The sequence below is a fragment of the Nocardioides sp. TRM66260-LWL genome, from assembly GCF_020075545.1.
Classification (GTDB): domain Bacteria; phylum Actinomycetota; class Actinomycetes; order Propionibacteriales; family Nocardioidaceae; genus Nocardioides.
The window spans coordinates 130,307-152,927 of the sequence record NZ_JAIQZK010000006.1 but is presented as its reverse complement, the minus strand read 5'-3'; the positions used below and the strand labels follow the sequence as shown (position 1 = coordinate 152,927).

Genomic DNA, 22,621 nt, shown 5'->3' with positions numbered 1-22,621 from the left:
ACGGTGACCCACGTGACCTGCACGATCCGTGACGGCATCGCCCACGTGCGGCTCGACCGTCCGGCCAAGCTCAACGCCCTGACCCTCGACGTGCTCGACGACCTCGTGCGCACCGCCCGCGCGCTGCGCCGCGACCGGACGCTGCGCGCCGTCGTCCTCTCCGGCGAGGGCGACGCCTTCTGCGCCGGCCTCGACTTCGCCCACGTCATGAAGCAGCCGGCCCGCGTGGTCACGGCGTTCGTGCCGCGGCCGTGGCGCGGCACCAACACCTTCCAGGAGGCCTGCTGGGCCTGGCGGCGCCTACCGGTGCCGGTCATCGCCGCCGTGCACGGCCACTGCCTCGGCGGCGGCGTGCAGCTGGCTCTGGCCGCGGACTTCCGGATCGCGAGCCCCGACTCGACCTGGTCGGTGCTCGAGGCGAAGTGGGGCATCATCCCCGACATGACCGGGGTCCGGACGCTCTCGGAGGTCGTCGGCATCGACGTCGCCAAGCGGCTGACGATGACCGGCCGCAGCCTCTCGGGCAAGGAGGCCGCCGAGCTCGGTCTGGTCACCGAGCTCGACGCCGACCCCGTCGTCGCCGCCGAGCGCCTGGCCCGCGAGCTCGCCCAGCGCTCGCCCGACCAGCTGGCCGCGGCGAAGCGGATCTTCGACGCCACCTGGTTCGCCGGCTCGCGCCGCACCTTCGCCCGCGAGCGGATCGAGCAGGCGATCCTCCTGGCCACGCGCAACACGGCCGTGGCCCGCGAGGCCGCCTTCGCCAAGGTCGCGCCCCAGTTCGGACCGCGACGCCGCTGACCGGGCGCAGCGGCGAGGGCCGTCCGAAGCCACCCGCGAGGAAGGCAGCGGCCCGGAAGGCGCCGGCCACGAGGGCGCCAGCGAAGAAGGCGGCGGCGAAGAAGGGTGCCGCGAAGGCGCCGGCGAGGAAGACGGCCGCCAGGACGCCCGCGCGTCAGGCCGTCGCGCGGCTGGCGCCGCCTCCGCCGTCCCGCCGCGATCGGCTCCGCGCAGCCGTGGCGCGCGGATGGCGCGGATCGCTGCTGCCGGCGATCCGGCAGGCCCTGCGTCGCGAACTGCCCGGCCTCGCCGGGCTCGCGCTGCTGCTCTGGCTCGGGGGCCCGCTCGTCGCGCTGGTGGTCGTCGCCGGCACGCTCGCGGCGCGTCGTCGACGTCGCCGTCGCCGCGGCCCTGGCGGCCGCCGTCCGCTCGCGCTGCTCCTGGCGCTCCTCGTGCTGCCCGGTCTGCCGGTGCTCGGCTACGCGCTCGCGCCGACCCTCGGCGTCGCGCTGCCGCTCCCGCCGGGGACGGGACGCTGGGTGACCCCGGCGTACGAGGGCCGTCCGCTGGAGCCGGGGCCGCTCCGGGGCGTCCCGGCCGCTCCCGGGTCCGCGCCGATCGGCGACAGCCCGGTCGTCCGGTCGCGGTGGCAGCCCGGCTGCGCTCCCCTCGCCGTCCACGGGGCGGACCCGGCCGCCCGCGCCCTGGCGCTCTGCGGCGCCGGCGCCGACGCCCCCCGCCTGGAGTCGCTCGACGACGCCGCATCGCCGACCGCCGCCACCACGCTGCGACCCGCGGCGTCCGGCGGCGACTGCGCGGGCGCCGCAGCGGTACGTCCCGACGGCCGGCTCGCGGTCGGGGTGGGCCGCAGCGTGCGGATCGTCCGTACCGATCCGCTCGCCGACGAGGGCGGCAGCGATCTGGCGGACCTGCTCGACCCCGACGACTGCGTGCGCGACGTCGTCCTCGACCCGCGCGGACGCACCTGGTTCGCCTCCGCGGCCGGCGTCGTGGGCCTCCTCGACGGCCCCGGCGACCCCGTCGCCACCCTGCGGCTGCGGGCGTCGGTGCCGCAGGGGTTCGCCGCACCCGATCCGCGCAGCCCCGACCGGGTCGAGCTGGCGACGGCCGACGGCGTCGTCGCCCTCGGGGTGGCGCCCGGTCCGCGGCTGCGCGTCGCCTGGCGGCGCGACGACGTCCGCGGTCCGGGGGCGCGGCCGGTCGGCCTCCCACCGGCGACGCCCGGCGGTCCCGGTCTGCTGGCGGTCCTCGACGCCGCCTCGCAGCGGCCGGGCGTCGTCGTGCTCGACCGCCGCACCGGCGTCGAGCGGTGCCGGCTCGAGCTCTTCGACGCCGACGGCGATCCGGCCGCCCCCGGGCTGGGCCTCGTGCCGCTCGACCCCACCGGCGCGGCCGGCCCCGCGGCGATCGCCGTCGACGCGCGCCGCTGGTCGACCGCGTCGACCCTGCTGGGCCGCGCCCCCCGCGGCGGGGTGGCGCGGATCGACGTCGGGCCCGACCCCGAGGCGGCCGGACGGCTGCGCTGTGCCCAGACCTGGAGCACCGTCCTGCCCGCGGCGCCGATCGCGCCGGTCGTCGCGCCGGCGGTCGGCCTGGCCTACGTCGTCGACGCCCGCCGCAGCGCGTGGGGCGCGCAGGCCTGGGGCGTGAGCCTGCTCGACCTGCGCACCGGCACGCGCACGGTGCGCGTCCGGGTCGGCCTCGGGGAGGCGGCCCGGCCGACCGGGCCGCTGCTGCGCGCCGGTCGGGGCCTCGTGCTCGGCGTCCGCGGTGGGCTGGTCACGCTCCGCGACCTGCGGGCCGACGTCCCTCAGGGATAGCGGACGCCGGTGACGTCCTCGCTGATCTCCCAGAGCCGACGCTGCGCGGACGGGTCGTGGCTGAGCCGGCTCGAGGTGACGATCGTGGCCGGTCCGGACATCTCGCCGAGGCCGGCCGGCCCGCAGTAGGTGGCGCCGGGCAGGTCGGCCGTGGCCGCCATGAGCGTGGGCCAGGCACCCGCCGCCGCGCTCTGCGAGATCGCGCGGATGCCGGCGTCCAGGATCGACGCGACGCCGCCGCGCGCGCGTCCGTACTGCCCGTTGGCGGCCAGGTGCGTGCCGGCGAAGCCGGGGTGCGTGGCGAGGGCGAGCACCGGCGCGCCGGCTGCCCGGGCCCGGCGGTCGAGCTCGTAGGCGAAGAGCAGGTTGGCCAGCTTGGTCTCCCCGTAGACCGACCAGCGCGCGTACCGCCGCTCCTGGCGGCGGGGGTCGTCGAGCGGCGCGCGCCGAGCGACCCGGTGCATGTTCGACGCGAGGTTCACCACGCGTCCGCCGCCGTCGACCAGCTGCGGCCACAGCAGCCCGGTGAGCAGGAACGGCCCGAAGTGGTTGGTGGCCATCTGCTGCTCGAGCCCGTCGGCCGTGCGGCCGTAGGGCGTGCCCATGACGCCGGCGTTGTTGACCAGCACGTCGATCGGCCCGAGGTCGGCGGCCCGGGCGGCCCCCTCGCGCACCGACGTCAGGGACGAGAGGTCGACGACCAGCTCGACGAGGTCCGGCGCGCCGAGCTCGGCGCGCAGGCCGGCGGCGGCCTCGGCCAGCCGCGCGGGCGTGCGTCCGGCCAGCACGACGCGGGCCCCGCGCCGCGCCAGCTCGAGCGCGGTGTACCAGCCGAGGCCGCCCGCGCTCGGGCCGGTGACCACGACGGTGCGGCCGGTCAGGTCGGGGATGTCGGCCAGGCTCCAGGCCGGGGTCGCGGCGCTCACGGCGTGGTCGCCAGGCTCGCCAGGACGCGCGCCCCCAGCGCGGCGTCGCCCTCCACCGTCACGTCCGCGTCGGCGGCGCCGAGCCGACCGCCGGCCAGGGCGACGAAGGTCGCGCGGTCGGTGCGCAGCCGGACGGTCGGCTCGGCGGGCGGCTCGGCGAGCGGGCGTCCGCGGCCGGACTCGTCGATGCCGACGGCGAAGACGTCGACCGCGGGCTCCTCGTCCTGCGGGCCGACGACCTCGAGCACGAGGGTCGTGCCGGCCGGGGCGCCGGCGCGCTTGCCGAGCACGTAGCCCAGGCTGCCGGCGAGCATCGTCACCGCGTGCCGGGCGCCCGGCGAGTCGAGGCCGCCCGGCCGTCCGACGGCGCGCCGGACGTCCTGCTCGTGCATCCACACGTCGAAGGGACGGTTGCGCAGCAGCGTGCCCCAGTCCCACGGCACGCCGCCGAAGACGCGCTCGGGCCGCGCCGAGGCGTCCGTCGGCATCGCGGCGCCCAGGTCGGCGTGCCGCTGCGCGGTGACACGGCGGATCTCCTCGACGATCTCCGCAGGCGGGGTGGCCCGGCGGTTGACGACGCCGATCTCGGTGTACTGCCCGAGCAGGCCGGTGGCGTGCGGGGCCTCGCCGATGTCGGCCTGCTCCTCGACGCCGGTGGCGAGCACGGACTCCAGGTGCGCGGTGTGCGCGGCGACCGCCCGCACGTCCCACCCCGGCAGGTCGGTGGGCAGGTCCCACTCGTGCGGCGCGAGGCCGTCGAGCACCTCGAGCAGGTCGGCCACGCTGCGCCACCACGTCTCGACGTGGGCGGCGAGCAGTTGCTCATCGCTCATGCCCGCCACCCTAGGGCGCGGGCGCGACCTCGGTCCGGGGCACCCGCACGGCGAGCAGCGCGACGTCGTCGCACGGTCGCGCGCCGAGCAGGTCGTCGAGCACGGCGTCGACGAGGACGTCGAGGTCGTCGGTCAGCGCGGCCCGGGTCGACAGGCTGGCGCGCAGCCGCTCGAGCCCGCGGTCGAGGTGCTCGCCGGAGCGCTCCACCAGCCCGTCGGTGTAGAGCAGCAGCGTGTCGCCGGGGGCCAGGACGACGTCGTGGTCGTGCCGCTCGCTGCCGCACTCGACGCCCACCATCAGCTCCGGCGCCGCCTCCAGCACGCGCGCCCCGCCGTCGGCGGCCAGCACGAGCGGCGGCGGATGGCCCGCGCTGCTCCAGGTGACGGCGGTCGTCCCGTTTGCGGAGACCTCGAGGCGCGCCAGCACGAGGGTGGCCAGCCCCGGCACGTCGAGCGCGACCATCGCCTCGTCGAGGCGCGCGAGGACGGCGGCCGGCTCCGCGTCGCGGTCCCAGGCGAGGGTGCGCAGCACCGTGCGCAGCTGGCCCATCGTCGAGGCGGCGCGCAGGTCGTGCCCGACGACGTCCCCGACGACCGCGAGCGCCCGTCCGCCGCCCAGGGGGACGGCGTCGTACCAGTCGCCGCCGACGTGGTCGAGTGCGGCCGACGGCCGGTAGCGGGCGCAGACGGCGAGCCCGGGGAGCACCGGGATGCGCGGCAGCAGCGACTCCTGCAGGGTCAGCAGGGCGGCTCGTCGCTCCTCGACCAGCTGCAGCCGCTGCACCGCCTGCCCGACGTAGGAGGCCAGCGCGTCGTAGACCGGACGCTCGGCGTCGGCGAGGTCGCGGGGCTGGTCCCACGCGAGCAGCAGCGCGCCGGCCACGGCGTCGCCCTGGACGACGGGCAGGAACAGCCGGGCGCCGCGCCCCGGCCCGACCCGCAGGTCGTCGCTGCGGCCGTAGCGCGCCTCGAGGTCGCCGCGGCGGGCGGCCACCCGCGGCTGGCCGAGCAGCGTCGTCTCGCCGAGGGGGTGGTCGTCGCTCAGCGGCAGTCGGGCCGGTGCCGGCGCGCGGGGGCCGCGCGGGCGCACCTGCTCGAGCTCCTCGCCGTCGCGCAGCCAGAGCGAGACGTGACCGCAGCCGAACTGGATCAGGCCGATCATCTCGGCCACGTGCGCGACGTCGTCGACGCCCTGGGCGCCCGCGAGGCCCTCGCTGAGACCCAGGAGCGCGCGGGCGTTGCGGGTGAGGTCGTCGAGCTCCGCGAGGCTGGCCGAGGGTCGCCCGGCCGCGCCGGTCGGACGCGCCGCCGCGAGCTCGCCGGCGCAGCCGGCGGCGAGGTCGGCCAGCATGGCCACCGCGACGTCGCCCCAGGCCCGCGGCTCGGGCTCCAGCGCCAGCAGCACGCCGCGCGGCGTCCCGGACCGGCCCACCGGCACCGCGATCACGGCCCGCACCGGCGCCGGGCGTCCGCCGCGCGCCGCGGTCGCGGCGGCCTGACCGACCGCGCGCAGGAGCGTCGGGCTCGCGCCGGCGACGTCGTCCAGCCGCACCGGACCGGTCTCGACGGCGGCCAGCAGCGGCGCGGCGTCGGCGTCGTCGGGGAGCACCACCGCGGCGGCCGCACAGCGCAGCAGGCGCCGGGCCAGGCGCACGTAGCGGGCCCGCACCTGGGCCTCCACGTCGACGTCGCGGTGCTCGCCCGAGCCTCGCGTCCGCACGCGGTCAGGGTAGACGACCGCCGGGGCCTGCCGCGGCCGAAACCGGGTCGATGACGCAGGATGGCCGCATGCGCGTACGTGCCCCCGAGCTGGTCGGTCGCGGCTGGCTGAACACCGACGGCCCCGTCACGCTGCGCGAGCTGCGCGGCCGGTTCGTGCTCCTCGACTTCTGGACGTTCTGCTGCGTCAACTGCCTCCACGTGCTCGACGAGCTGCGTCCGCTCGAGCAGCGGATGGCCGGCGAGCTGCTGGTCGTCGGCGTCCACTCGCCGAAGTTCGTGCACGAGGCCGACCCGGTCGCGCTGGCCGCCGCCGTCGAGCGCTACGGCGTGCACCACCCCGTGCTCGACGACCCCGAGCTGGTCACCTGGCAGGCTTACACCGCGCGGGCCTGGCCGACGCTGGTGCTGGTCGACCCCGAGGGCTACGTCGTCGCGCAGTACGCGGGGGAGGGGCACGCCCACGCGATCGAGGCGCTGCTCGAGGAGCTCGTGCCGGTGCACCGCGAGCGCGGCACGCTCCAGCCGGGCGACTCGCCCTACGTCGCGCCGGTCGTCGAGCCCACCGACCTGCGCTTCCCGGCGTCCGCGGTGCCGCTGCCGGGCGGCGGCACTTTGGTCGCCGACGCGGGCCACGACGAGGTGGTCGTGCTCGACGCGGCCGGTGCCGTGGAGCGTCGGATCGGCGGCTTCCGCGAGCCCAACGGCGTCTGCGTGCTGCCGGACGAGGTGGCCCGCGAGGTCGGCTACGACGCCGTCGTCGCCGACACCGTCGGGCACCGGGTGTGGGGCGTCGAGACCGCCACCGGCGCCGCCCGCGTGCTCGCCGGCGACGGCACCCAGTGGATGGCCGGCGACGGCACGGCGCGGCTCTCCTCGCCGTGGGACGTCGCCTGGTGGCGCGACCGCCTCTGGATCGCGATGGCCGGCATCCACCAGCTCTGGACCCTCGATCCGCGCACCGGCGAGGTCGCGGTGGCGGCGGGCACCGCGAACGAGGGGCTGCTCGACGGTCCGCTGAGCGAGGCGTGGTTCGCCCAGACCTCCCGCCTGGCGCCGGACGGCGAGCGCCTCTGGATCGCCGACTCCGAGACCTCCGCGCTGCGGGTGATCGAGGGCGAGCCGGGGGCCGAGGCGGTGCGCACCCTGGTCGGCACCGGTCTCTTCGACTTCGGCCTGCGCGACGGCCCCGCGTCCGAGGCCCTGCTCCAGCACCCGCTGGGCGTCACCGTGCTGCCGGACGGCTCGGTGGCCGTGTGCGACACCTACAACGGCGCGGTGCGCCGCTACGACCCCGCCACGGACGCCGTCTCCACCCTGGCCGTCGACCTCGCCGAGCCGAGCGCGGCGTTCGTCGACCCCGACGACGCCGGCGTGCTCGTGGTCGTCGAGTCGGCCGCCCACCGGCTCGAGCGGGTGCCGCTCGGCGCGGTCGCGCAGGTCGACGGCTTCGCGCACTCGACCCAGCGTCCCGTCACCGAGGTGGCGGCCGACCTCGACCTGGTGGTGGCCTTCGCCCCGCCGCCCGGCCAGAAGGTCGACGACCGGTTCGGTCCGGCCAGCCAGCTGGTCGTCGAGGCCACGCCCCCGGCGCTGATCCGCGCGGGCGACGGTCGCGGCACCGACCTCGTCCGGACGCTGCGGCTCGACCCCACGGTCGGCGAGGGCGTGCTGCACGTCGCCGCCCGGGCCGCCACCTGCGACGACCTGCCTCCCGAGCAGGCCGAGGGCGCGGCGTGCCGCATGCACCAGCAGGACTGGGGCATCCCCGTGCGGATCGTCGACGGCGCCCCCGCCGCGCTCACGCTTCCGCTCGGCGGCGCCGCCGAGTGATCCCGGCCGACCCGGCCGACCCGGCCGATCCCGCCTGCCGGACGCCGTTTGCCCGCCGGGCGGTGCGTCGCCTACCGTTCCCGAGTGCCATTTCCGACCAACTCGATCGACTTACACCAACACTGGTGGTCGCCCGAGCTGCGTGACGCCCTCGCGTCCCTGGGACTCCTGCGCGGATCCGCCGGCACGACCCTCCACCTCGACGGCGAGCCGCCCTTCGAGCTCGACCTCGCCGCGCAGGATCTCGCCGCCCGCCGCGCGCAGGACGTTGCCGACGGCATCGCCCTGACCCTCTACTCGCTCTCCAGCCCGCTCGGGCTCGAGAGCCGCCGTCCGGACGAGGCCCGGCGCGTCCTCGACGCCTGGCACGCCGGCGCCGCCGCCCTGCCCGAGGGCACCGGGCTCTGGGCAGCGGCCGGTCTGGTCGAGCCCGACCCCGAGAGCCTGCGCGCCGATCTCGCGCGGCCGGGCGTCGTCGGCCTGCAGGTGCCGGCCACCGCGCTCGCCACCCCGCAGGCGCTCGAGGCGCTGGCCCCGCTGCTGGCCGTCGCCGAGCGGGCCGGCCGCCCCGTGCTGGTCCACCCCGGCCCGGCGGCGCCCATCCCGCACGCGGCCGCCCTGCCGTCGTGGTGGCCCGCGGTCACCGACTACGTCGCGCAGCTGCAGGCGGCGTGGTTCGCCTGGCACGTCGGCGGACGCGCACTGCTGCCGGACCTGCGGATCGCCTTCGTCGCGCTGGCGGGCCTGGCGCCGCTGCTGCACGAGCGGCTCGCCCAGCGCGGCGGCCGCCTCGGCGCCATCGACCCCGGCGTCTTCTACGAGACGTCCTCCTTCGGCCCCCGCGCGATCGACGCCGTCGTCCGCGTCGTCGGGGTCGACCCGCTTGTCCACGGCTCCGACCGGCCGTACGCCGAGCCCACCGATCCCGGGCTCGGGGCCGCGTTCGCCGGCTCCCTGTTCGTGTCCAATCCCGCCCGACTGCTCGAAGGAGGCACACGATGACCATCCAGCTCGACCGTCACGTCGACATCGCACCCCAGGACGGCGCGCGCTGTGCCTCCTCCGGCCCCGAGCACCTGCCGCCGCTGCCCGGACGCACGATGACCCCCGCCGAGCTCGAGGCGTGGGTCGCCGAGCTCGCCGCGACGCCGGAGGCGTGGGCGCACCTGGTGCGGCACGACGCCCCGGAGGGCGGGCGCTACTACGTCTCGCTGCACCGCGACGCCGACGTCGACGTGTGGCTGCTGTGCTGGAACACCGACGACGACACCGGCTGGCACGACCACGACTCCTCCTCGGGCGCGGTCGCGGTCACCCGCGGAGCCGTGCTCGAGCACCGGCCGCGGCTGGGCGGCGAGGCGGAGACCGACCGGTTCGAGGAGGGCGCGACGCTGTCCTTCGGGCCCGAGCACATCCACCGAATGGCCGGGGCGATCGACGGCTCGGTCTCGATCCACGCCTACAGCCCGCCGCTGTGGCGCATGGGCCAGTACTCGATCAGCGCCTCGGGCACGATGCGCCGGCACGCGGTGTCCTACGCCGACGAGCTGCGGCCGCTGGACGACCCCGAGGGGTGAGGGCCGCGTCCGCGATCCGGACGCCCGTGCGCGCGACCTGCTTGGATGGCCCGGACCCCGGGCGCCGCGCCCGCCGGCGTGAGGAGCAGCCATGGTGATCCGGTTCGAGTCGACCACCAAGCAGTACCCCGACGGGACGGTCGCCGTCGACGCGCTCGACCTCACCGTCCCGAGCGGGGCGATCACGGTCTTCGTCGGTCCCTCGGGCTGCGGCAAGACGACGTCCCTGCGGATGATCAACCGGATGATCGACCCCACGTCGGGCCGGGTGCTCATCGACGACGTCGACGTCGCCAGCGAGCGGCCGGCCCGGCTGCGGCGGCGCATCGGCTACGTCATCCAGCACGCGGGGCTCTTCCCTCACCGCACCGTCGTCGACAACGTCGCCACGGTCCCGGTGCTCTCGGGCACGCCGCGCAAGGAGGCGCGCACCCGCGCGTACGAGCTGCTCGAGCGCGTCGGGCTCACCGCGGCGATGGGCGACCGCTACCCCGCGCAGCTCTCCGGGGGCCAGCAGCAGCGCGTCGGCGTCGCCCGGGCGCTGGCCGCCGACCCGCCGGTGCTGCTGATGGACGAGCCGTTCTCGGCCGTCGACCCCGTCGTCCGGCACGACCTGCAGGCCGAGCTGCTGCGTCTGCAGGGCGAGCTCGGCAAGACGATCGTGCTGGTCACCCACGACATCGACGAGGCGATCGTCCTCGGCGACCACGTGGCGGTCTTCGCCGAGGGCGGACGCCTCGCCCAGTTCGCGCCCCCGGAGGAGCTGCTCGCCTCCCCGGCCGACGCGTTCGTGGCGGGGTTCGTCGGCCGCGACCGCGGCTACCGCGGACTGTCGTTCGCCACCGCCGCCGACCTCCCGGTCGAGCCGGTGACCGCCGAGGGCACGGTGGTCGAGGGCCTCGCGCTCGTGCTCGACGACGGCCGACCCACCGGCTGGCGCGATCCCGACGGACGCCTGCTGCCCACCGAGGGCACCCACACCGCGGACGACTCCTTGCGGGTCGTCGCCGACCTCGCCCTGCTCTCGCCCGCCGGTGCGGCGATCCGGGTCGACGCCGCGGGCCGCGCCGTCGGCCTGGTGCGCCAGACGACGGTCGCCGACGTCGTCCGGCAGCGGCAGCGCAGCCGGCTCGCGGTCGGCGCCGTCGGCGGGAGCGCCGGATGACCCTCTGGCACCAGGTGCTCGACTACCTGTCGGTCAACGGCGAGGACGTCCGGTCGGCCGTGCTCCAGCACCTCTACCTGGCCCTCGTGCCGGTCGTCGTCGCGTTCGTGCTCTCGCTGCCGCTGGGCTGGGCGGTCGTGTCCTACGGCTGGGTGCGGCATCCGCTGCTGACGCTGACCAGCGTCGTCTACACCATCCCGTCCCTGGCGCTGCTGCTCCTGCTGCCCGGCCTGCTCGGCACCTCGATCCTCGACCCGTTCAACGTGCTGGTCGCCCTCACCGTCTACAGCCTGGCGCTGCTCGTGCGCAGCACGGCCGACGGGCTGGCGGCGATCGACGCCTCGGTCGTCCAGGCGGCCACGGCGATGGGCTACCGGCCGCTGCGTCGCTGGTTCGCCGTCGATCTCCCGCTGTCGCTGCCGGTCGTGCTGGCCGGCCTGCGGGTCGCGGTCGTCTCGAACGTCTCCATGGTGAGCATCGCGGCCCTGGTCGGCATCGGGGGGCTCGGGCAGCTGTTCACCCGCGGCTTCCAGCTCGGCTTCTACATGCCGCCGATCCTCATCGGCCTCGTGCTGTCGGTGGCGATCGCGCTGGTGCTCGACGCGCTGGTCGTGATCGCCCAGCGGTTCGTCACCCCCTGGGCCCGGGTGGCCGCCCGATGAGCCTCGACTACCTGCTCGACGCGGCCCACTGGTCGGGGCCCGACGGCTTCCCGCACCAGATCCTCGAGCACCTGCGCTACACCGGTCTCGCGCTGCTGATCGCGATGGTCATCGCCCTGCCGCTCGGGGTGCTCATCGGCCACACCGGACGCGGCGCCGGGCTGGCGATCAACCTCGGCAACGCCGGTCGCGCGCTGCCGACGCTCGGCGTCCTGATGCTCATCCTGGCCGTCACCGGCGTGGGCCTGAAGCCGGTCATCGGCGCGCTCGTCGTGCTGGCGATCCCGCCCCTGCTCACCGCCACCTACGCCGGCGTCAGCAGCGTCGATCGCGGGGTCGTCGACGCCGCCCGCGGGGTCGGGCTGCGCGAGCCGCAGATCGCGCTCGGCGTCGAGGTGCCGCTCGCGCTGCCGGTGATCCTCGGCGGCGTCCGCTCGGCCACCCTGCAGGTGATCTCGACCGCCACCATCGCCGCCTACGTGGCCCAGGACGGCCTGGGCCGCTACCTCTTCGACGGGCTGGCGGTGCGCGACTACCCGCGCATCGTCGCCGGCGCCGTCGTCCTCGCCGTGCTGGCCGTCGTCGTCGACGCCCTGCTCGCGCTCCTCCAACGCGTGGTCGTCTCCCCAGGCGTCCGCCCCCGTGCCGGCTCGCGCCGGCGCACCGCCCTGCCCCAACCCGAGAGGTGACCCCCGTGTCCCGAACCCCCCGCCCCCGCCTCGTGCGTCGCGCCCTGCTCGGCGCGACCCTCGCCGGAGCCCTGGCGCTCACCGCCTGCGGCGGCTCCGACTCCGGCTCCGACAGCCCGTTCTCCTCCGGGAGCAACGACGCCGGCTCGATCACCATCGGCTCGGCGAACTTCCCCGAGAACGAGCTCCTCATGAACATCTACGCCGGCGCGCTCGAGGCCAAGGGCGTCAAGGTGGAGACGAAGCCGAACATCGGCTCGCGCGAGATCTACCTCAAGGCGTTCGAGGACGGCGACATCGACCTGCTCCCCGAGTACAGCGGCGCCCTGCTCGCCTACCTCTCGGGCAAGGCCGGCCCGCCGAAGGACGCCACCTCGCCGGAGCAGGTCTACGACGCCCTCCAGAAGGTGCTCCCCGACGGCGCGCAGACCCTGACCCAGGCCGCGGCCGAGGACAAGGACACCCTGACGGTCACCGCCGACACCGCGAAGAAGTACAGCCTCAGCTCGATCGAGGACCTCGCCCCGGTCGCCGGCCAGTTGACCCTCGGCGGCCCGCCGGAGTTCCGCGAGCGTCAGCAGGGCCTCGTCGGCCTGAAGAGCGAGTACGGCCTGACGTTCAAGTCGTTCAAGCCGCTCGACGCCGGCGGCCCGCTGGTGATCTCGGCGCTCAAGAAGGGCGACGTCGACGTCGCCAACGTCTTCTCCACCGACCCCACGATCGCCACGGAGGGCTGGGTCAGCCTCACCGATCCGAAGAACCTCTTCTCCGCGCAGAACATCGTCCCGCTGATCAAGAAGGACGCCGTGACCCCGCAGGTCACCGAGGCGTTGAACGCGGTGTCGACGGCGCTCACCACCGAGAAGCTCACCGCGCTCATGGCCAAGATCGTCACCGACAAGCAGGACCCCAAGACCGTCGCCAAGGACTTCCTGTCCGAGAACGGCCTCGGCTGATCCGCCCGCAGGCTCGGTGATCGAGCCTGTCGGCGGTGATCGAGCCTGTCGAGATCCCCGCACCACCCGCAGGGCCCGGACGGTCGCGTCCGGGCCCTGCGCCCACCCTCCCCGGAAAGCAGTCCCATGCGTCGCATCTCCGCCGTCCTCGGCGCCGTCCTGACCCTCGTCGTCGCCGCGCTCGCGGCCCTCGTCCTGCCCGGAGCGGCCCCCGCGCCCGCGGCCGCGGCGGAGCAGCGCTCCTGCGCCTGGACGCTCCAGATCGCGGGCGACCAGGTCAACGCCCTGTTCCCCGACCAGGCGGCCCGCTACTGGGTCGCCTCGATCCCGCTGCCGCCCGGGGGCTACGCGACGCTCGACGGCACGTTCCCGCACGCGCGGTACCTGTCGTTCAACACCTACACCCCGCAGACGCAGGCGATCGACGCGATCCACGACGCGCAGATCCGTCCCGCCCGCGGCTCCGCCAACCCCTTCGTCGCCGGCGCCCGGCGCGACGTCGCGCAGCGCGCGTACACGGTGCGGGTGGTCAACGGCCAGCGTCCGGCCCGCGCCGTGCCGGCCAACACGCTCTACACCGCGAACGTCGACGGCTCGAAGCGCTCCGTCCTGGCCTCCGTCGCACTGCGCATCTACCAGCCCGACCGCGGTCGCAGCCGCACCGGCGACGCCGGGCTCCCCGCCGTCGCCACCTTCGCCGCCGACGGCACGCCGCTCGTCGCGTACCCCTCGTGCCCCGACACCTCGCTGCCCGATCTCGGCCTCACGCCGACGATCGCGAACGCCGGCGCCCCGGCCGCCCTCTCGGCCGTGCTCGGACTGCCGAGCATCAGCGCCCCCGCCCGGCCCCGCTGGCACAAGTACGTGAACCTGCAGACCACCCTGGCCGACCAGCTGACCGAGAACGAGGCGCTCGACGCCCTCAACGGCCCGCTGCGCGGCCAGGCCGAGGAGCGGTTCCCGTCCGGCGGGTTCGGCGAGAACGTCGACAACAAGTACGTCTACTCGCTGGTCTCCGGCGACCACGGGCCGGTCCTCGTGCTGCGGGGCACGCTCCCGACGGTGCCCCGGACGATCGACGGCCAGCGGCGCATGGGCACCGGCCAGCTGCGCTACTGGTCGATCTGCACCAACAACGCGCTGACCGCGTACTACGGCTGCCTGACCGACGACCAGGTGCCGGTCGACGCCCGACGCCGGTACACGATCGTCGTCTCGACCGCGGCGGACCGTCCCGCCCGCGCGACGAACCGCTGCGGGGTCGCCTGGATCCCGCTCGGCCCGACCCCCCAGGCCGCCCTGCTCATCCGCAACATGCTCCCCGACCCGGGGTTCCGTCAGGCGATCCAGCGGGTCCGACCCGGCGCCGAGAGGGCGGGCATGGGCCGCTACCTCCCGACGTCGCGCTACTACGCCTCCGTCGACGCCGCGAACCGCGCCCTGCCCTGCCGCTGATCCCACGCCGCGCCCATGGCCCGATCACCGGGGTGGTGTCGGGCTGCGGGGTGGTGCAGTGGAGGTGGGGCTCAGCTGCCGTCGGGCCCGGGTGGGTCGAGGAGGGTGGTGCCGTGGCGGTCGCGTCGGAATCTGACGCCGTTCGGTGACCGCCAGAGGTAGACGCCGGGTTGGTCGGGTCCGGCGGGCTGATAGCGCCAGCCGTCGTGGGTCTTGTGGCGGTGGTGCTTCCTGCAGAGCGGCGCGAGGTTGGATGACGCTGTCGGTCCGCCGGTCTCGTAGGGGTCGATGTGGTCGGCGTCGCAGGATCTGGCGGGTCGGCGGCAGTACGGGAACACGCAGGTGTGGTCGCGCAGGATGATCTGCTCGCGGATCAGGTCCGGGACCTCGTAGGCGTCGCTGTAGCGCTCGCTTGCGAGGTCGAGGATCGGGCGGACGGTCACGGTGGTGCCGGCGGTCTGGCACCAGGCCTTGATCACGTCGATGGCGAGTGGTGACCGGGACGCCTCGCTACGGGCGACGTCGCCGAGGGCTCCGGTGACGGCGTCGACGGACAGGTGGACGTACAGCGTGAGATGCCGCGACCGGGAGGGAGCCGGCGCGCCGGCGCTGCTCTCGCTGACCTCGAGCGGAAGCGCCTGCTCGCCGCGGGCGAGCATCTCGGCGGCCTTCGCCCGCCGGACGTTCAGCGTCTCCTCCGAGCCGGCCTTCTTCAGCTGCTCGGCGAGGGCTGCGATCGCGCGTTCGAGGTCGGCGGCGTCCGGTTGGTCGAGGATCGCGGAGACGTCGACGGTGCCGTCGAAGCCGGTCTGACCTAGCCACACGTCGAACCGACGGTGCTCCGCCTCCCGAGCCTTCCGCAGGATCGCCTCCCCGGGGTCGGTGTGCTCCTGCGCGACCCGGCAGATGTTCGAGATCTGGGTCCGCGACACCTGGTGGGCATAGGCGGCGATCCGTGCGTCCACCAGAGCGGCGGCCTCGGCCGACAGCGGGATGGTGTCCTCGGCGATCCGGCGGACCTGCCACACCGCCAGCTCGCCGCGCAGCAGCCGCGACCACACGCGCGGGAGCCGCACGCACGCCTCCAGCGCGTGACCGACGTAGAACGAGCCGGCCTGCTGCGTCATCCCGAGCGCGGTGATGAACTCGGTGACCGCATGCTCCTGCACTTCCGGCGCCCCAGGCCCGGCCAGGGGCAGCATCATCCCGGTGTCGATCACGTACCCGGCCACGTCACCGGCCCCCGCGACATGCGCGATCGCCCAATCCGCGGCAGCGATGAACACGTCCCGCTCGGACTGCTCAGCGGCAGCCCGCGCAGCCATGGCCGCGCGCAGGGCATCGCTGTCGCGCAGCAGCCGAGGGGTCCGAGAGGGCATGGCCTGATTCTATGCGAACACGCGTTCGAAGGTAAGTGGATATCCCCAGATCAGGCAAGGTTTTGAGAACCTCAGCCAAAGACAACTGAGAGAGGCAACGACGAGGCCGGCAGCGGCGAACGGGGAACACCCGCTGTACCGAGTCGGCGAGCGACCACCGAGTGCCATGACCGCTACGGCGACCACCGACGAACGGGGAGCCGACCGCGGCTGGTCCGCCACCCGTCCGTCGCCGTCAGCATTTGGGTGCGGGGGTCTCGACAAGCTCGACCACCGGTCCCCGCTCGACCACCGACGGCGCTGGGGTCTCGACAAGCTCGACCACCGGCGATCGCTCGACCACCGGTCCCCGCTCGATCACCACGGATCGACCGCCCCTCGGACCCGCGGCCGTGATCGCCCCAGTCTCGCCAGACTGCCCCCGTGGCCACGTCCTCCCCCTCCGACCGGTTCCCCCTGCAGCGGATCCGGGTCCGCGAGCGCACGCTCGCCGTCCGCGACTCCGCCCCCGAGCGCACCGACCTGCCGATCGTGCTCGGCGTGCACGGCATCCCCGAGAGCTCGGCGGTCTGGCAGGACCTCATGGCTGAGCTCGAGGGAGAGGCGCGGGTCGTGGTGCTCGACCTGCCGGGCTTCGGCGCGTCCGACAAGCCGCGTGACCTCGACCTCAGCCTCCCGAGCCTCGCGGGGTGGCTCGGCGACGCCGTCGACGTGCACCTCGGCGTCGAGGCGCAGGTGCACCTGGTCGTCCACGACATCGGCGGGCCGATCGGCCTCATCTGGGCGCAGGCGCATGCCGAGCGGCTCGCGTCCCTGACGGTGCTCAACACGACCCTCTTCGTCGAGCACTTCAAGCCGCCGCTGCCGGCCGTGCTCGCCGCGATCCCGGTGGTCGGACGACGGACGGTCGCCACGATCCTCGGCAGCGCGTCACGCTTCGAGTCGACCGTCCAGCGGGCCGCCGGTCGTCCGCTCGACGCAGCGACGCTCGCCGCCCTCCGCGCCCCCTACGAGCGGGCGGACGCCCGGTGGGCGGCCGCCGGCGTCTGGGCGGCCTACCCGCGGAGCACCGGCGGTCTCCGGGCCGCGCGTCGGGGCCTGCGTGCGATGGACGTCCCGGCGCGCGTCGTGTTCGGGGCCCGCGACCCCTACTGCCTGCCGGCGTCGGCGCGCGCCTTCGCCGAGCGGCTCCCGCAGGCCACGCTCCACCTGCTCGACGACGTCGGCCACTGGACGGCCACGGAGGCGCCCGTCGAGGTCGCGGGTCACGTCCGCGCGTTGGTGCGAGGCTGACCCACCGGGGCAGGATCCCCCCGTGCGGATCCTCCGAGCCCTCGGCATCGCCCTGGTCGTGCTCGCCGCCCTCGTGGCCCTGACGCCGGTGGTGGCGCTGGCCCAGCGTGCGCACGCGCGGGAGTCCGTCGCCGCGGACGTCCGACGGCAGGTCGCCGCCGCCGTGCCCGCGGCGCGTCTCGCGGTCGCCTCCGACGCACCCGGGCCGGAGGCCGCGGCCGAGCGTCGCTGGGGCCGTCCGCGATGGGTCTTCGAGGACCTCGTCTGCCGGCTCGACGCCGTCGACGGCGCGTACGGCCGGCATGACGGCGTTCAGGGCTGCCAGGTGCGTCGACTCGCGCTGTTCGCGGTCCCTCGCATCCCGGCCGACGCGTGGCCGAGCGCCGATCCGCTCGGCTGCCGAGTGGTGCCGCTGGCGGGCACCCCGGCTCTCGCGGGCGCCGCCGACGTCCTGGAGGCCGGCGGCACCCTCTGCCCCGGCTCGATCACCGTGCCCGATCCGGACGCCGCGGCCGTGCTGCTGGCCGGCCGTCGCCCGTCGTCCCTGACGGGCAGCCCCGCCTGGGTGGTGGTGGCCACGATCCGGCCGCTGGCCGAGATCCGGCTGCCGTGCCTGCCCTGGTCGTTCCTCGACTGCGCCGCGCCGCTGCGTCGCCCCGTCCTTCCCGAGACGTGACGCCCCGGAACGCACGACGGCGCCGAACCCCGCGAGGGGAGCCGGCGCCGTCGGGCGATGCGTCAGAGGCGGATCAGAACGCGGCCTCGTCGAGGTCCATCAGGTCCAGGCCGATGCCCTGGGCGATGGCCAGCTCGGAGGTGATCTTCGGCAGGTTGTACTGCGCGAAGAACTGCGCCGCGGCGACCTTGCCCTCGTAGAAGGCGCGGTCCTTGCCCGGGTCGCCGCCCAGCTTCTGCAGGGCGACCTCGGCCTGGCGCAGCAGCAGCCAGCCGCAGATGACGTCGCCGAGCGCCATCAGCAGGCGGGTGGTGTTGAGGCCGACCTTGTAGATGTTCTTGATCTCGTCCTGCGCGGACATCAGGTCGTTGATCATGTGGCCGACCATCGCCTGCGCGTCCTCGAGGGCCTTGGCGAGCAGCTCGCGCTCGACCTTCAGGCGACCGTTGCCGGCCTCGGAGTCGATGAACTTCTGGATCTCGCCCGCCAGGTGGCCCAGCGCCTTGCCCTGGTCCTTGACGATCTTGCGGAAGAAGAAGTCCTGGCCCTGGATCGCGGTGGTGCCCTCGTAGAGGGTGTCGATCTTGGCGTCGCGGACGTACTGCTCGATCGGGTACTCCTGGAGGAAGCCCGAGCCGCCGTAGGTCTGCAGCGACTCGGTGCCCAGCAGCACCCACGAGCGCTCGGAGCCGTAGCCCTTGACGATCGGCAGGAGCAGGTCGTTGACCGCCTCGGCCAGCTTGTCCTCGGTGCCCTCGTGGTTCGCGATCATCACCTGGTCCTGCCAGGTGGCGGTGTAGAGCACGAGCGCGCGCATGGCCTCGGCGAACGACTTCTGCACCATCAGCGAGCGGCGGACGTCCGGGTGGTGGGTGATCGTGACGCGCGGCGCGGTCTTGTCGCCGGACTGGGTGAGGTCGGCGCCCTGGACGCGCGACTTCGCGAAGTCGAGCGCGTTGAGGTAGCCGGTGGAGAGCGTCGCGATGGCCTTGGTGCCGACCATCATGCGGGCGTTCTCGATGACCTGGAACATCTGCGCGATGCCGTTGTGCACCTCGCCGAGCAGCCAGCCCTTGGCGGGCTCGCCGCCGCCGACGGACGGGTCGCCGAAGGTGACCTCGCAGGTGTTGGAGACCTTCAGGCCCATCTTGTGCTCGACGTTGGTGACGTAGACGCCGTTGCGCTCGCCGGTGAGCTCGCCGGTCTCGTGGTCGAAGTGGATCTTCGGGACGAGGAACAGCGAGAGGCCCTTGGTGCCCGGGCCGCCGACGCCCTCCACGCCCACGGGGCGCGCGAGGACGAGGTGCATGATGTTCTCCTGCAGGTCGGACTCGGCCGAGGTGATGAAGCGCTTCACGCCCTCGATGTGCCAGGAGCCGTCCTCCTGCGGGTAGGCCTTGGTGCGGCCGGCGCCCACGTCGGAGCCCGCGTCGGGCTCGGTGAGCACCATCGTGGCGCCCCACTGACGCTCGACCATGATCTGGGCGATGCGCTTGTCGCGGTCGGTGCCGTTGCGGTCGACGACGCCCGCGAAGGACGGGCCGGCGGCGTACATCCAGATGGGGGCGTTGGAGCCCAGCACGAGCTCGCCGATCGCCCAGTTGAGGGTCGAGGGGGCCGCCTGGCCGCCGATGCTCTCCGGGATCTGCAGGCGCCAGAACTCCGAGGCCATCCAGGCCTCGTAGGAGCGCTTGAACGACTCGGTGACCGGGGCGGTGTTGGTGCTGGCGTCGAAGACCGGCGGGTTGCGGTCGGAGTCGACGAAGGAGTCGGCGAGCTCCTCGCGGGCCATGCGGTCGACCTCGGCCAGGACCTCGCGGGCGGTGTCGCCGTCGACCTCGCCGAACGGGCCGGTGCCGAGGATCTCGTCGCGTCCGAGCACCTCGAAGAGGTTGAACTCGATGTCGCGCAGGTTGGACTTGTAGTGGCTCACGGCCCACCTTCTCGTTCTCAGGGTTTCCGGATCGCTGCACTCAGCGTGGGCGGCCGCGCGGCGGGGCGTCGCTCGCGAGGCGTCGCGGTCGACGACCGCTCCCGAGGTCCTCGGTGACAGCGAAGCCCGGCCTACTGGCCGGTAACATGATGGTAGGCGCGCCTCTGGGGCGGCGCAAGGCGCCCAGGGGTGGGCCTCGCCCGACGTGCGTGGCGTGGGTCACGTGGCCGATCGGAGGAGCCTCGGCGACTCGCGGCGCGCGGGCGGACGTCCGAACCCGTCTAGGTGGACCGACTCGATCGAGTCGTCTGACACACTGGTCCCATGCGCGTCTCCGCCAAGTCCGACTACGCACTGCGTGCGCTGATCGAGATGGCGGCCCGCAACGACCACAAGCCGGTGAGCGCCGAGGAGCTCGGCCGGCTCCAGGAGATCCCGCACGGCTTCCTCCAGGCGATCCTCGCCGACCTGCGCCGGGCGGGCGTCGTCATGTCGCAGCGCGGGCAGTCCGGCGGCTGGCGCCTGGCGCGCGAGGCCAGCGCGATCTCGGTGGCCGACATCATCCGGGCCGTCGACGGCCCGCTGGTCTCCGTCTACGGCCTGCGACCCGAGGCGGTCACCTACAACGACTCCGCCGACGTGCTCCAGCACGTCTGGATCGCCGCGCGCGACGCGCTGCGCGACGTCTTCGAGCAGGTGAGCATCCAGCAGCTGGCCGACGGCGAGCTGCCCGAGGTCGTCACGGCGCGCACCGCGCGCGAGGACGCCTGGCAACCTCACTAGAACCTGTTCCAATCCGGGCGGCGTCGGGCCTAGCATCCCGCCATGTCCTCGCAGCCCTCCTCGCCGCCGCGCACCGTCCACCCGGCGCTGACGTCCGACGCCGTCCACTGGCACGCGCCCGTCGACGACCACCCCGCCCGCGTGGCGTCGATGCGCTCCTACTCCGCCGTCGCACGCGGCGACCTGGCCACCTGGCTGACGGTCTACGCCCCCGACGCGGTGCTGGAGGACCCCGTGGGGCCGTCGATGTTCGACCCCGAGGGCCGCGGGCACCACGGGCATGACGGCATCCGGGCCTTCTGGTCGCAGGCGATCGCTCCGATCGCGACCTTCCGGTTCGAGATCGACGCCTCGTTCGCCAACCCCGGCAGCAACACCTGCGCGAACGTCGGACGCATCCGCACCGGGTTCGCCGACGGCTCGCACACCACCACCGAGCTGGTGATGGTCTACGTCGTCGACGACGAGGGCCGCGTCGCCTCCATGCGCGCCTTCTGGGAGCCCGAGCGGACGATGGCCAGCTTCACCGCCGCCGGCTGACGGCCCACCCGTCCGGAAACCCGGTCGCGTCCGGCGCCGTTCCCTGCCTACGGTCGGGGCATGGACGCCCTCACCGAGCCGGAGATCCGGGCCAGCTTCGTCAACTGCAGCAAGGGCGAGGCCCGGCGACTGCCCGTGCCGCGCGACCTCGGCGCCGTCCCGTGGGCCGATCTCGACTACCTCGGGTGGCGCGACCCGCAGTCGCCGGCGCGGGGCTACCTCGTCGTGCGACGCGACGGCGTCGCGCAGGGCCTGGTGCTGCGCGCCTCCGACCGGACGGCCGGCGTCGGCCGGCGCAGCATGTGCAGCCTGTGCCTCACCGCGCGCACCGGCGGCGTCTCGCTGCTGGTCGCGCCCCGGGCCGGCAAGGCGGGGCAGCGCGGCGACTCGGTCGGCACCTACGTGTGCGACGACCTGCAGTGCTCGCTCTACCTGCGCGGGCGGCTCTCGACCGGCTCGGTCGGCATGCACGAGACGCTTCCGCTGGAGGACCGCATCGCCCGCCTCGAGGCCAACGTCGAGGCCTTCGTCGGACGCGTGCTCGCCGCCTGATCAGCCGGCCGGCGTCCACCCGAGCAGGGGGCCGAGCCGCTCGGCGAGGTCGGTGAGGATCTGCACGTAGTCGGCGTGCTCGAGGGTGAAGGGCAGCGCGACGACCAGCTCGTCGACGGCCTGGAAGGCCGCTAGCGCGGACAGCCGCTCGGCCAGCTGCTCGGACGTGCCGAGCAGGTCGGGGGCGAAGAGCAGGCGTCCGGGCCCCTGCGGCACCCCGACCCGTCCCGCGCGGCTCTCGACGTAGGCGGCGTACCGGGCGACCTGGTCGGGCGTGGCGGAGTCGGTCGGGATGACCACCGGGCCGAGAGACGCCCGCGCCGCCTCGCCGTCGGGGTGCTGGGCGCGGAACGCGTCGATGTGCCGGCGCTGGATCGCGTCCAGGTCGACGACGTCGTCCTCGGCCCGCACCACGCTGCTGGTCAGCAGGTTGAGGCCCAGTCTGCCGGCCGTCTCGGCCGAGGCGACGCTGCCGACGCCCTGCCACACCCGCGCCGCGAGGCCCGGCACGTGCGGCTGCGCCGAGCGCAGGTACTGCTCGATGCCCACCGTCCCCTCGAAGTCGGTGACCGGCTCGCCGCGCAACGCGCTCAGCAGGCGCTCGAGGCGACCCGGGCCGAGGTCCTCCAGCTCGTGGGTGCCGGGGTAGAGCGCCTCCCGGAGGTGCTCGAAGTGCAGCGGCGTGCCGGTGCTGAAGCCGGGCTCGAGGCGTCCGCCGGCCAGCAGGTCGACGGTGGCGAGGTCCTCCGCGAGACGGAACGGGTTCTCCAGGCCCAGGGGCATCACCGCCGTGCCCAGGTGGATGCGCGAGGTGCGCTGGGACGCGGCGGCGATGACCGCGAGCGGCGAGGAGATGCCGGCCTGAAGGTGGCGGCTGCGCAGCCAGGCGCTGTCGAAGCCGAGCCGCTCGCCGAGCTCGACGATCTCCAGCACCGATGCGTGGCCGGGGCCGGGATCGGCGGGGTCGAAGAGGCCGATGGTGAGGAAGCCGAGCCGGCGCAGGGGTCGCATCGTGGTGCCTTCGTTGGCGGG

Annotated in this window: 20 protein-coding genes and 1 pseudogene; 15 read left to right on the top strand and 6 right to left on the bottom strand. The window is 74.8% G+C overall.

What is annotated here, in order from left to right:
• The first annotated feature begins 3 nt into the window (after positions 1-3).
• The gene (locus tag K8Z61_RS14835; RefSeq protein ID WP_224130659.1) at positions 4-798 is read left to right on the top strand and encodes a crotonase/enoyl-CoA hydratase family protein; all 795 of its coding nucleotides are present in this window, start codon (positions 4-6) and stop codon (positions 796-798) included.
• A gap of 215 nt (positions 799-1,013) precedes the next feature.
• On the top strand, positions 1,014-2,618 hold the full coding sequence (locus K8Z61_RS14830) for a hypothetical protein (RefSeq protein WP_224130658.1): 1,605 nt from the start codon (positions 1,014-1,016) through the stop codon (positions 2,616-2,618).
• On the opposite strand, the gene K8Z61_RS14825 is transcribed toward K8Z61_RS14830, so the two are convergent.
• Genes K8Z61_RS14825 through K8Z61_RS14815 form a run of 3 tightly spaced genes read right to left on the bottom strand, consistent with a single transcriptional unit; the run spans position 2,609 to position 6,097 of the window.
• Complete coding sequence (locus tag K8Z61_RS14825; protein WP_224130657.1) at positions 2,609-3,544, bottom strand: oxidoreductase; 936 nt, start codon at positions 3,542-3,544, stop codon at positions 2,609-2,611. The two genes, K8Z61_RS14830 and K8Z61_RS14825, sit on opposite strands and share 10 nt — an antisense overlap.
• On the bottom strand, positions 3,541-4,377 hold the full coding sequence (locus K8Z61_RS14820) for a maleylpyruvate isomerase family mycothiol-dependent enzyme (RefSeq protein WP_224130656.1): 837 nt from the start codon (positions 4,375-4,377) through the stop codon (positions 3,541-3,543). The genes K8Z61_RS14825 and K8Z61_RS14820 overlap by 4 nt, the downstream gene beginning before the upstream one ends.
• Before the next feature lie 10 nt (positions 4,378-4,387).
• Positions 4,388-6,097, bottom strand: a complete 1,710-nt coding sequence (locus K8Z61_RS14815; RefSeq protein WP_224130655.1) for a PP2C family protein-serine/threonine phosphatase — start codon at positions 6,095-6,097, stop codon at positions 4,388-4,390.
• Positions 6,098-6,165: 68 nt separating this feature from the next.
• Here K8Z61_RS14815 and K8Z61_RS14810 point away from each other — a divergent pair, with 68 nt between their 5' ends.
• From K8Z61_RS14810 to K8Z61_RS14775, 8 genes and pseudogenes are all read left to right on the top strand, one after another.
• Positions 6,166-7,929, top strand: coding sequence for an NHL domain-containing thioredoxin family protein (locus K8Z61_RS14810; protein WP_224130654.1), 1,764 nt, complete (start codon positions 6,166-6,168; stop codon positions 7,927-7,929).
• An 84-nt stretch (positions 7,930-8,013) separates the two neighbouring features.
• Positions 8,014-8,931 carry an amidohydrolase family protein gene (locus tag K8Z61_RS14805; RefSeq protein WP_224130653.1) on the top strand — a complete coding sequence of 306 codons (918 nt, stop codon included), beginning with the start codon at positions 8,014-8,016 and terminating at the stop codon, positions 8,929-8,931.
• Positions 8,928-9,506 (top strand): cysteine dioxygenase family protein, encoded by a 579-nt coding sequence (locus K8Z61_RS14800; RefSeq protein WP_224130652.1) that lies wholly within the window; start codon positions 8,928-8,930, stop codon positions 9,504-9,506. The genes K8Z61_RS14805 and K8Z61_RS14800 overlap by 4 nt, the downstream gene beginning before the upstream one ends.
• Before the next feature lie 94 nt (positions 9,507-9,600).
• Positions 9,601-10,398 (top strand): annotated as a pseudogene (locus tag K8Z61_RS14795) (ABC transporter ATP-binding protein); the annotation flags it as partial.
• A 269-nt stretch (positions 10,399-10,667) separates the two neighbouring features.
• Positions 10,668-11,333, top strand: coding sequence for an ABC transporter permease (locus K8Z61_RS14790; protein ID WP_224130651.1), 666 nt, complete (start codon positions 10,668-10,670; stop codon positions 11,331-11,333).
• Positions 11,330-12,022: an ABC transporter permease gene (locus K8Z61_RS14785; RefSeq protein WP_224130650.1), complete on the top strand. Its 693-nt coding sequence runs from the start codon at positions 11,330-11,332 to the stop codon at positions 12,020-12,022. The genes K8Z61_RS14790 and K8Z61_RS14785 overlap by 4 nt, the downstream gene beginning before the upstream one ends.
• 5 nt (positions 12,023-12,027) lie before the next feature.
• On the top strand, positions 12,028-12,978 hold the full coding sequence (locus K8Z61_RS14780; RefSeq protein WP_224130649.1) for an ABC transporter substrate-binding protein: 951 nt from the start codon (positions 12,028-12,030) through the stop codon (positions 12,976-12,978).
• Between the two features lie 126 nt (positions 12,979-13,104).
• Positions 13,105-14,433 (top strand): hypothetical protein, encoded by a 1,329-nt coding sequence (locus K8Z61_RS14775; RefSeq protein WP_224130648.1) that lies wholly within the window; start codon positions 13,105-13,107, stop codon positions 14,431-14,433.
• Positions 14,434-14,504: 71 nt separating this feature from the next.
• Here the strand turns inward: K8Z61_RS14775 and K8Z61_RS14770 are convergent, their stop codons facing one another.
• A complete protein-coding gene (locus K8Z61_RS14770; protein WP_224130647.1) occupies positions 14,505-15,812 on the bottom strand; it encodes an HNH endonuclease signature motif containing protein in 1,308 nt (435 codons plus the stop codon).
• A gap of 423 nt (positions 15,813-16,235) precedes the next feature.
• Here K8Z61_RS14770 and K8Z61_RS14765 point away from each other — a divergent pair, with 423 nt between their 5' ends.
• Together K8Z61_RS14765 and K8Z61_RS14760 are read left to right on the top strand one after the other, a co-directional pair.
• Positions 16,236-17,105: an alpha/beta fold hydrolase gene (locus tag K8Z61_RS14765; protein ID WP_224130646.1), complete on the top strand. Its 870-nt coding sequence runs from the start codon at positions 16,236-16,238 to the stop codon at positions 17,103-17,105.
• Between the two features lie 22 nt (positions 17,106-17,127).
• Positions 17,128-17,781, top strand: a complete 654-nt coding sequence (locus K8Z61_RS14760) for a hypothetical protein (RefSeq protein ID WP_224130645.1) — start codon at positions 17,128-17,130, stop codon at positions 17,779-17,781.
• Positions 17,782-17,854: 73 nt separating this feature from the next.
• On the opposite strand, the gene K8Z61_RS14755 is transcribed toward K8Z61_RS14760, so the two are convergent.
• A complete protein-coding gene (locus tag K8Z61_RS14755) occupies positions 17,855-19,714 on the bottom strand; it encodes an acyl-CoA dehydrogenase (RefSeq protein ID WP_224130644.1) in 1,860 nt (619 codons plus the stop codon).
• A gap of 324 nt (positions 19,715-20,038) precedes the next feature.
• Between K8Z61_RS14755 and K8Z61_RS14750 the strand changes: the two genes are divergently transcribed.
• Genes K8Z61_RS14750 through K8Z61_RS14740 form a run of 3 tightly spaced genes read left to right on the top strand, consistent with a single transcriptional unit; the run spans position 20,039 to position 21,589 of the window.
• A complete protein-coding gene (locus K8Z61_RS14750; protein ID WP_224130643.1) occupies positions 20,039-20,497 on the top strand; it encodes an Rrf2 family transcriptional regulator in 459 nt (152 codons plus the stop codon).
• 42 nt (positions 20,498-20,539) lie between these two features.
• Entirely contained in the window at positions 20,540-21,037 is a 498-nt protein-coding gene (locus tag K8Z61_RS14745) for a nuclear transport factor 2 family protein (protein WP_224130642.1), read from the top strand.
• Between the two features lie 60 nt (positions 21,038-21,097).
• A complete protein-coding gene (locus K8Z61_RS14740; RefSeq protein ID WP_224130641.1) occupies positions 21,098-21,589 on the top strand; it encodes an FBP domain-containing protein in 492 nt (163 codons plus the stop codon).
• Here the strand turns inward: K8Z61_RS14740 and K8Z61_RS14735 are convergent, their stop codons facing one another.
• Entirely contained in the window at positions 21,590-22,600 is a 1,011-nt protein-coding gene (locus tag K8Z61_RS14735) for an LLM class flavin-dependent oxidoreductase (RefSeq protein ID WP_224130640.1), read from the bottom strand.
• Positions 22,601-22,621: the final 21 nt, after the last annotated feature.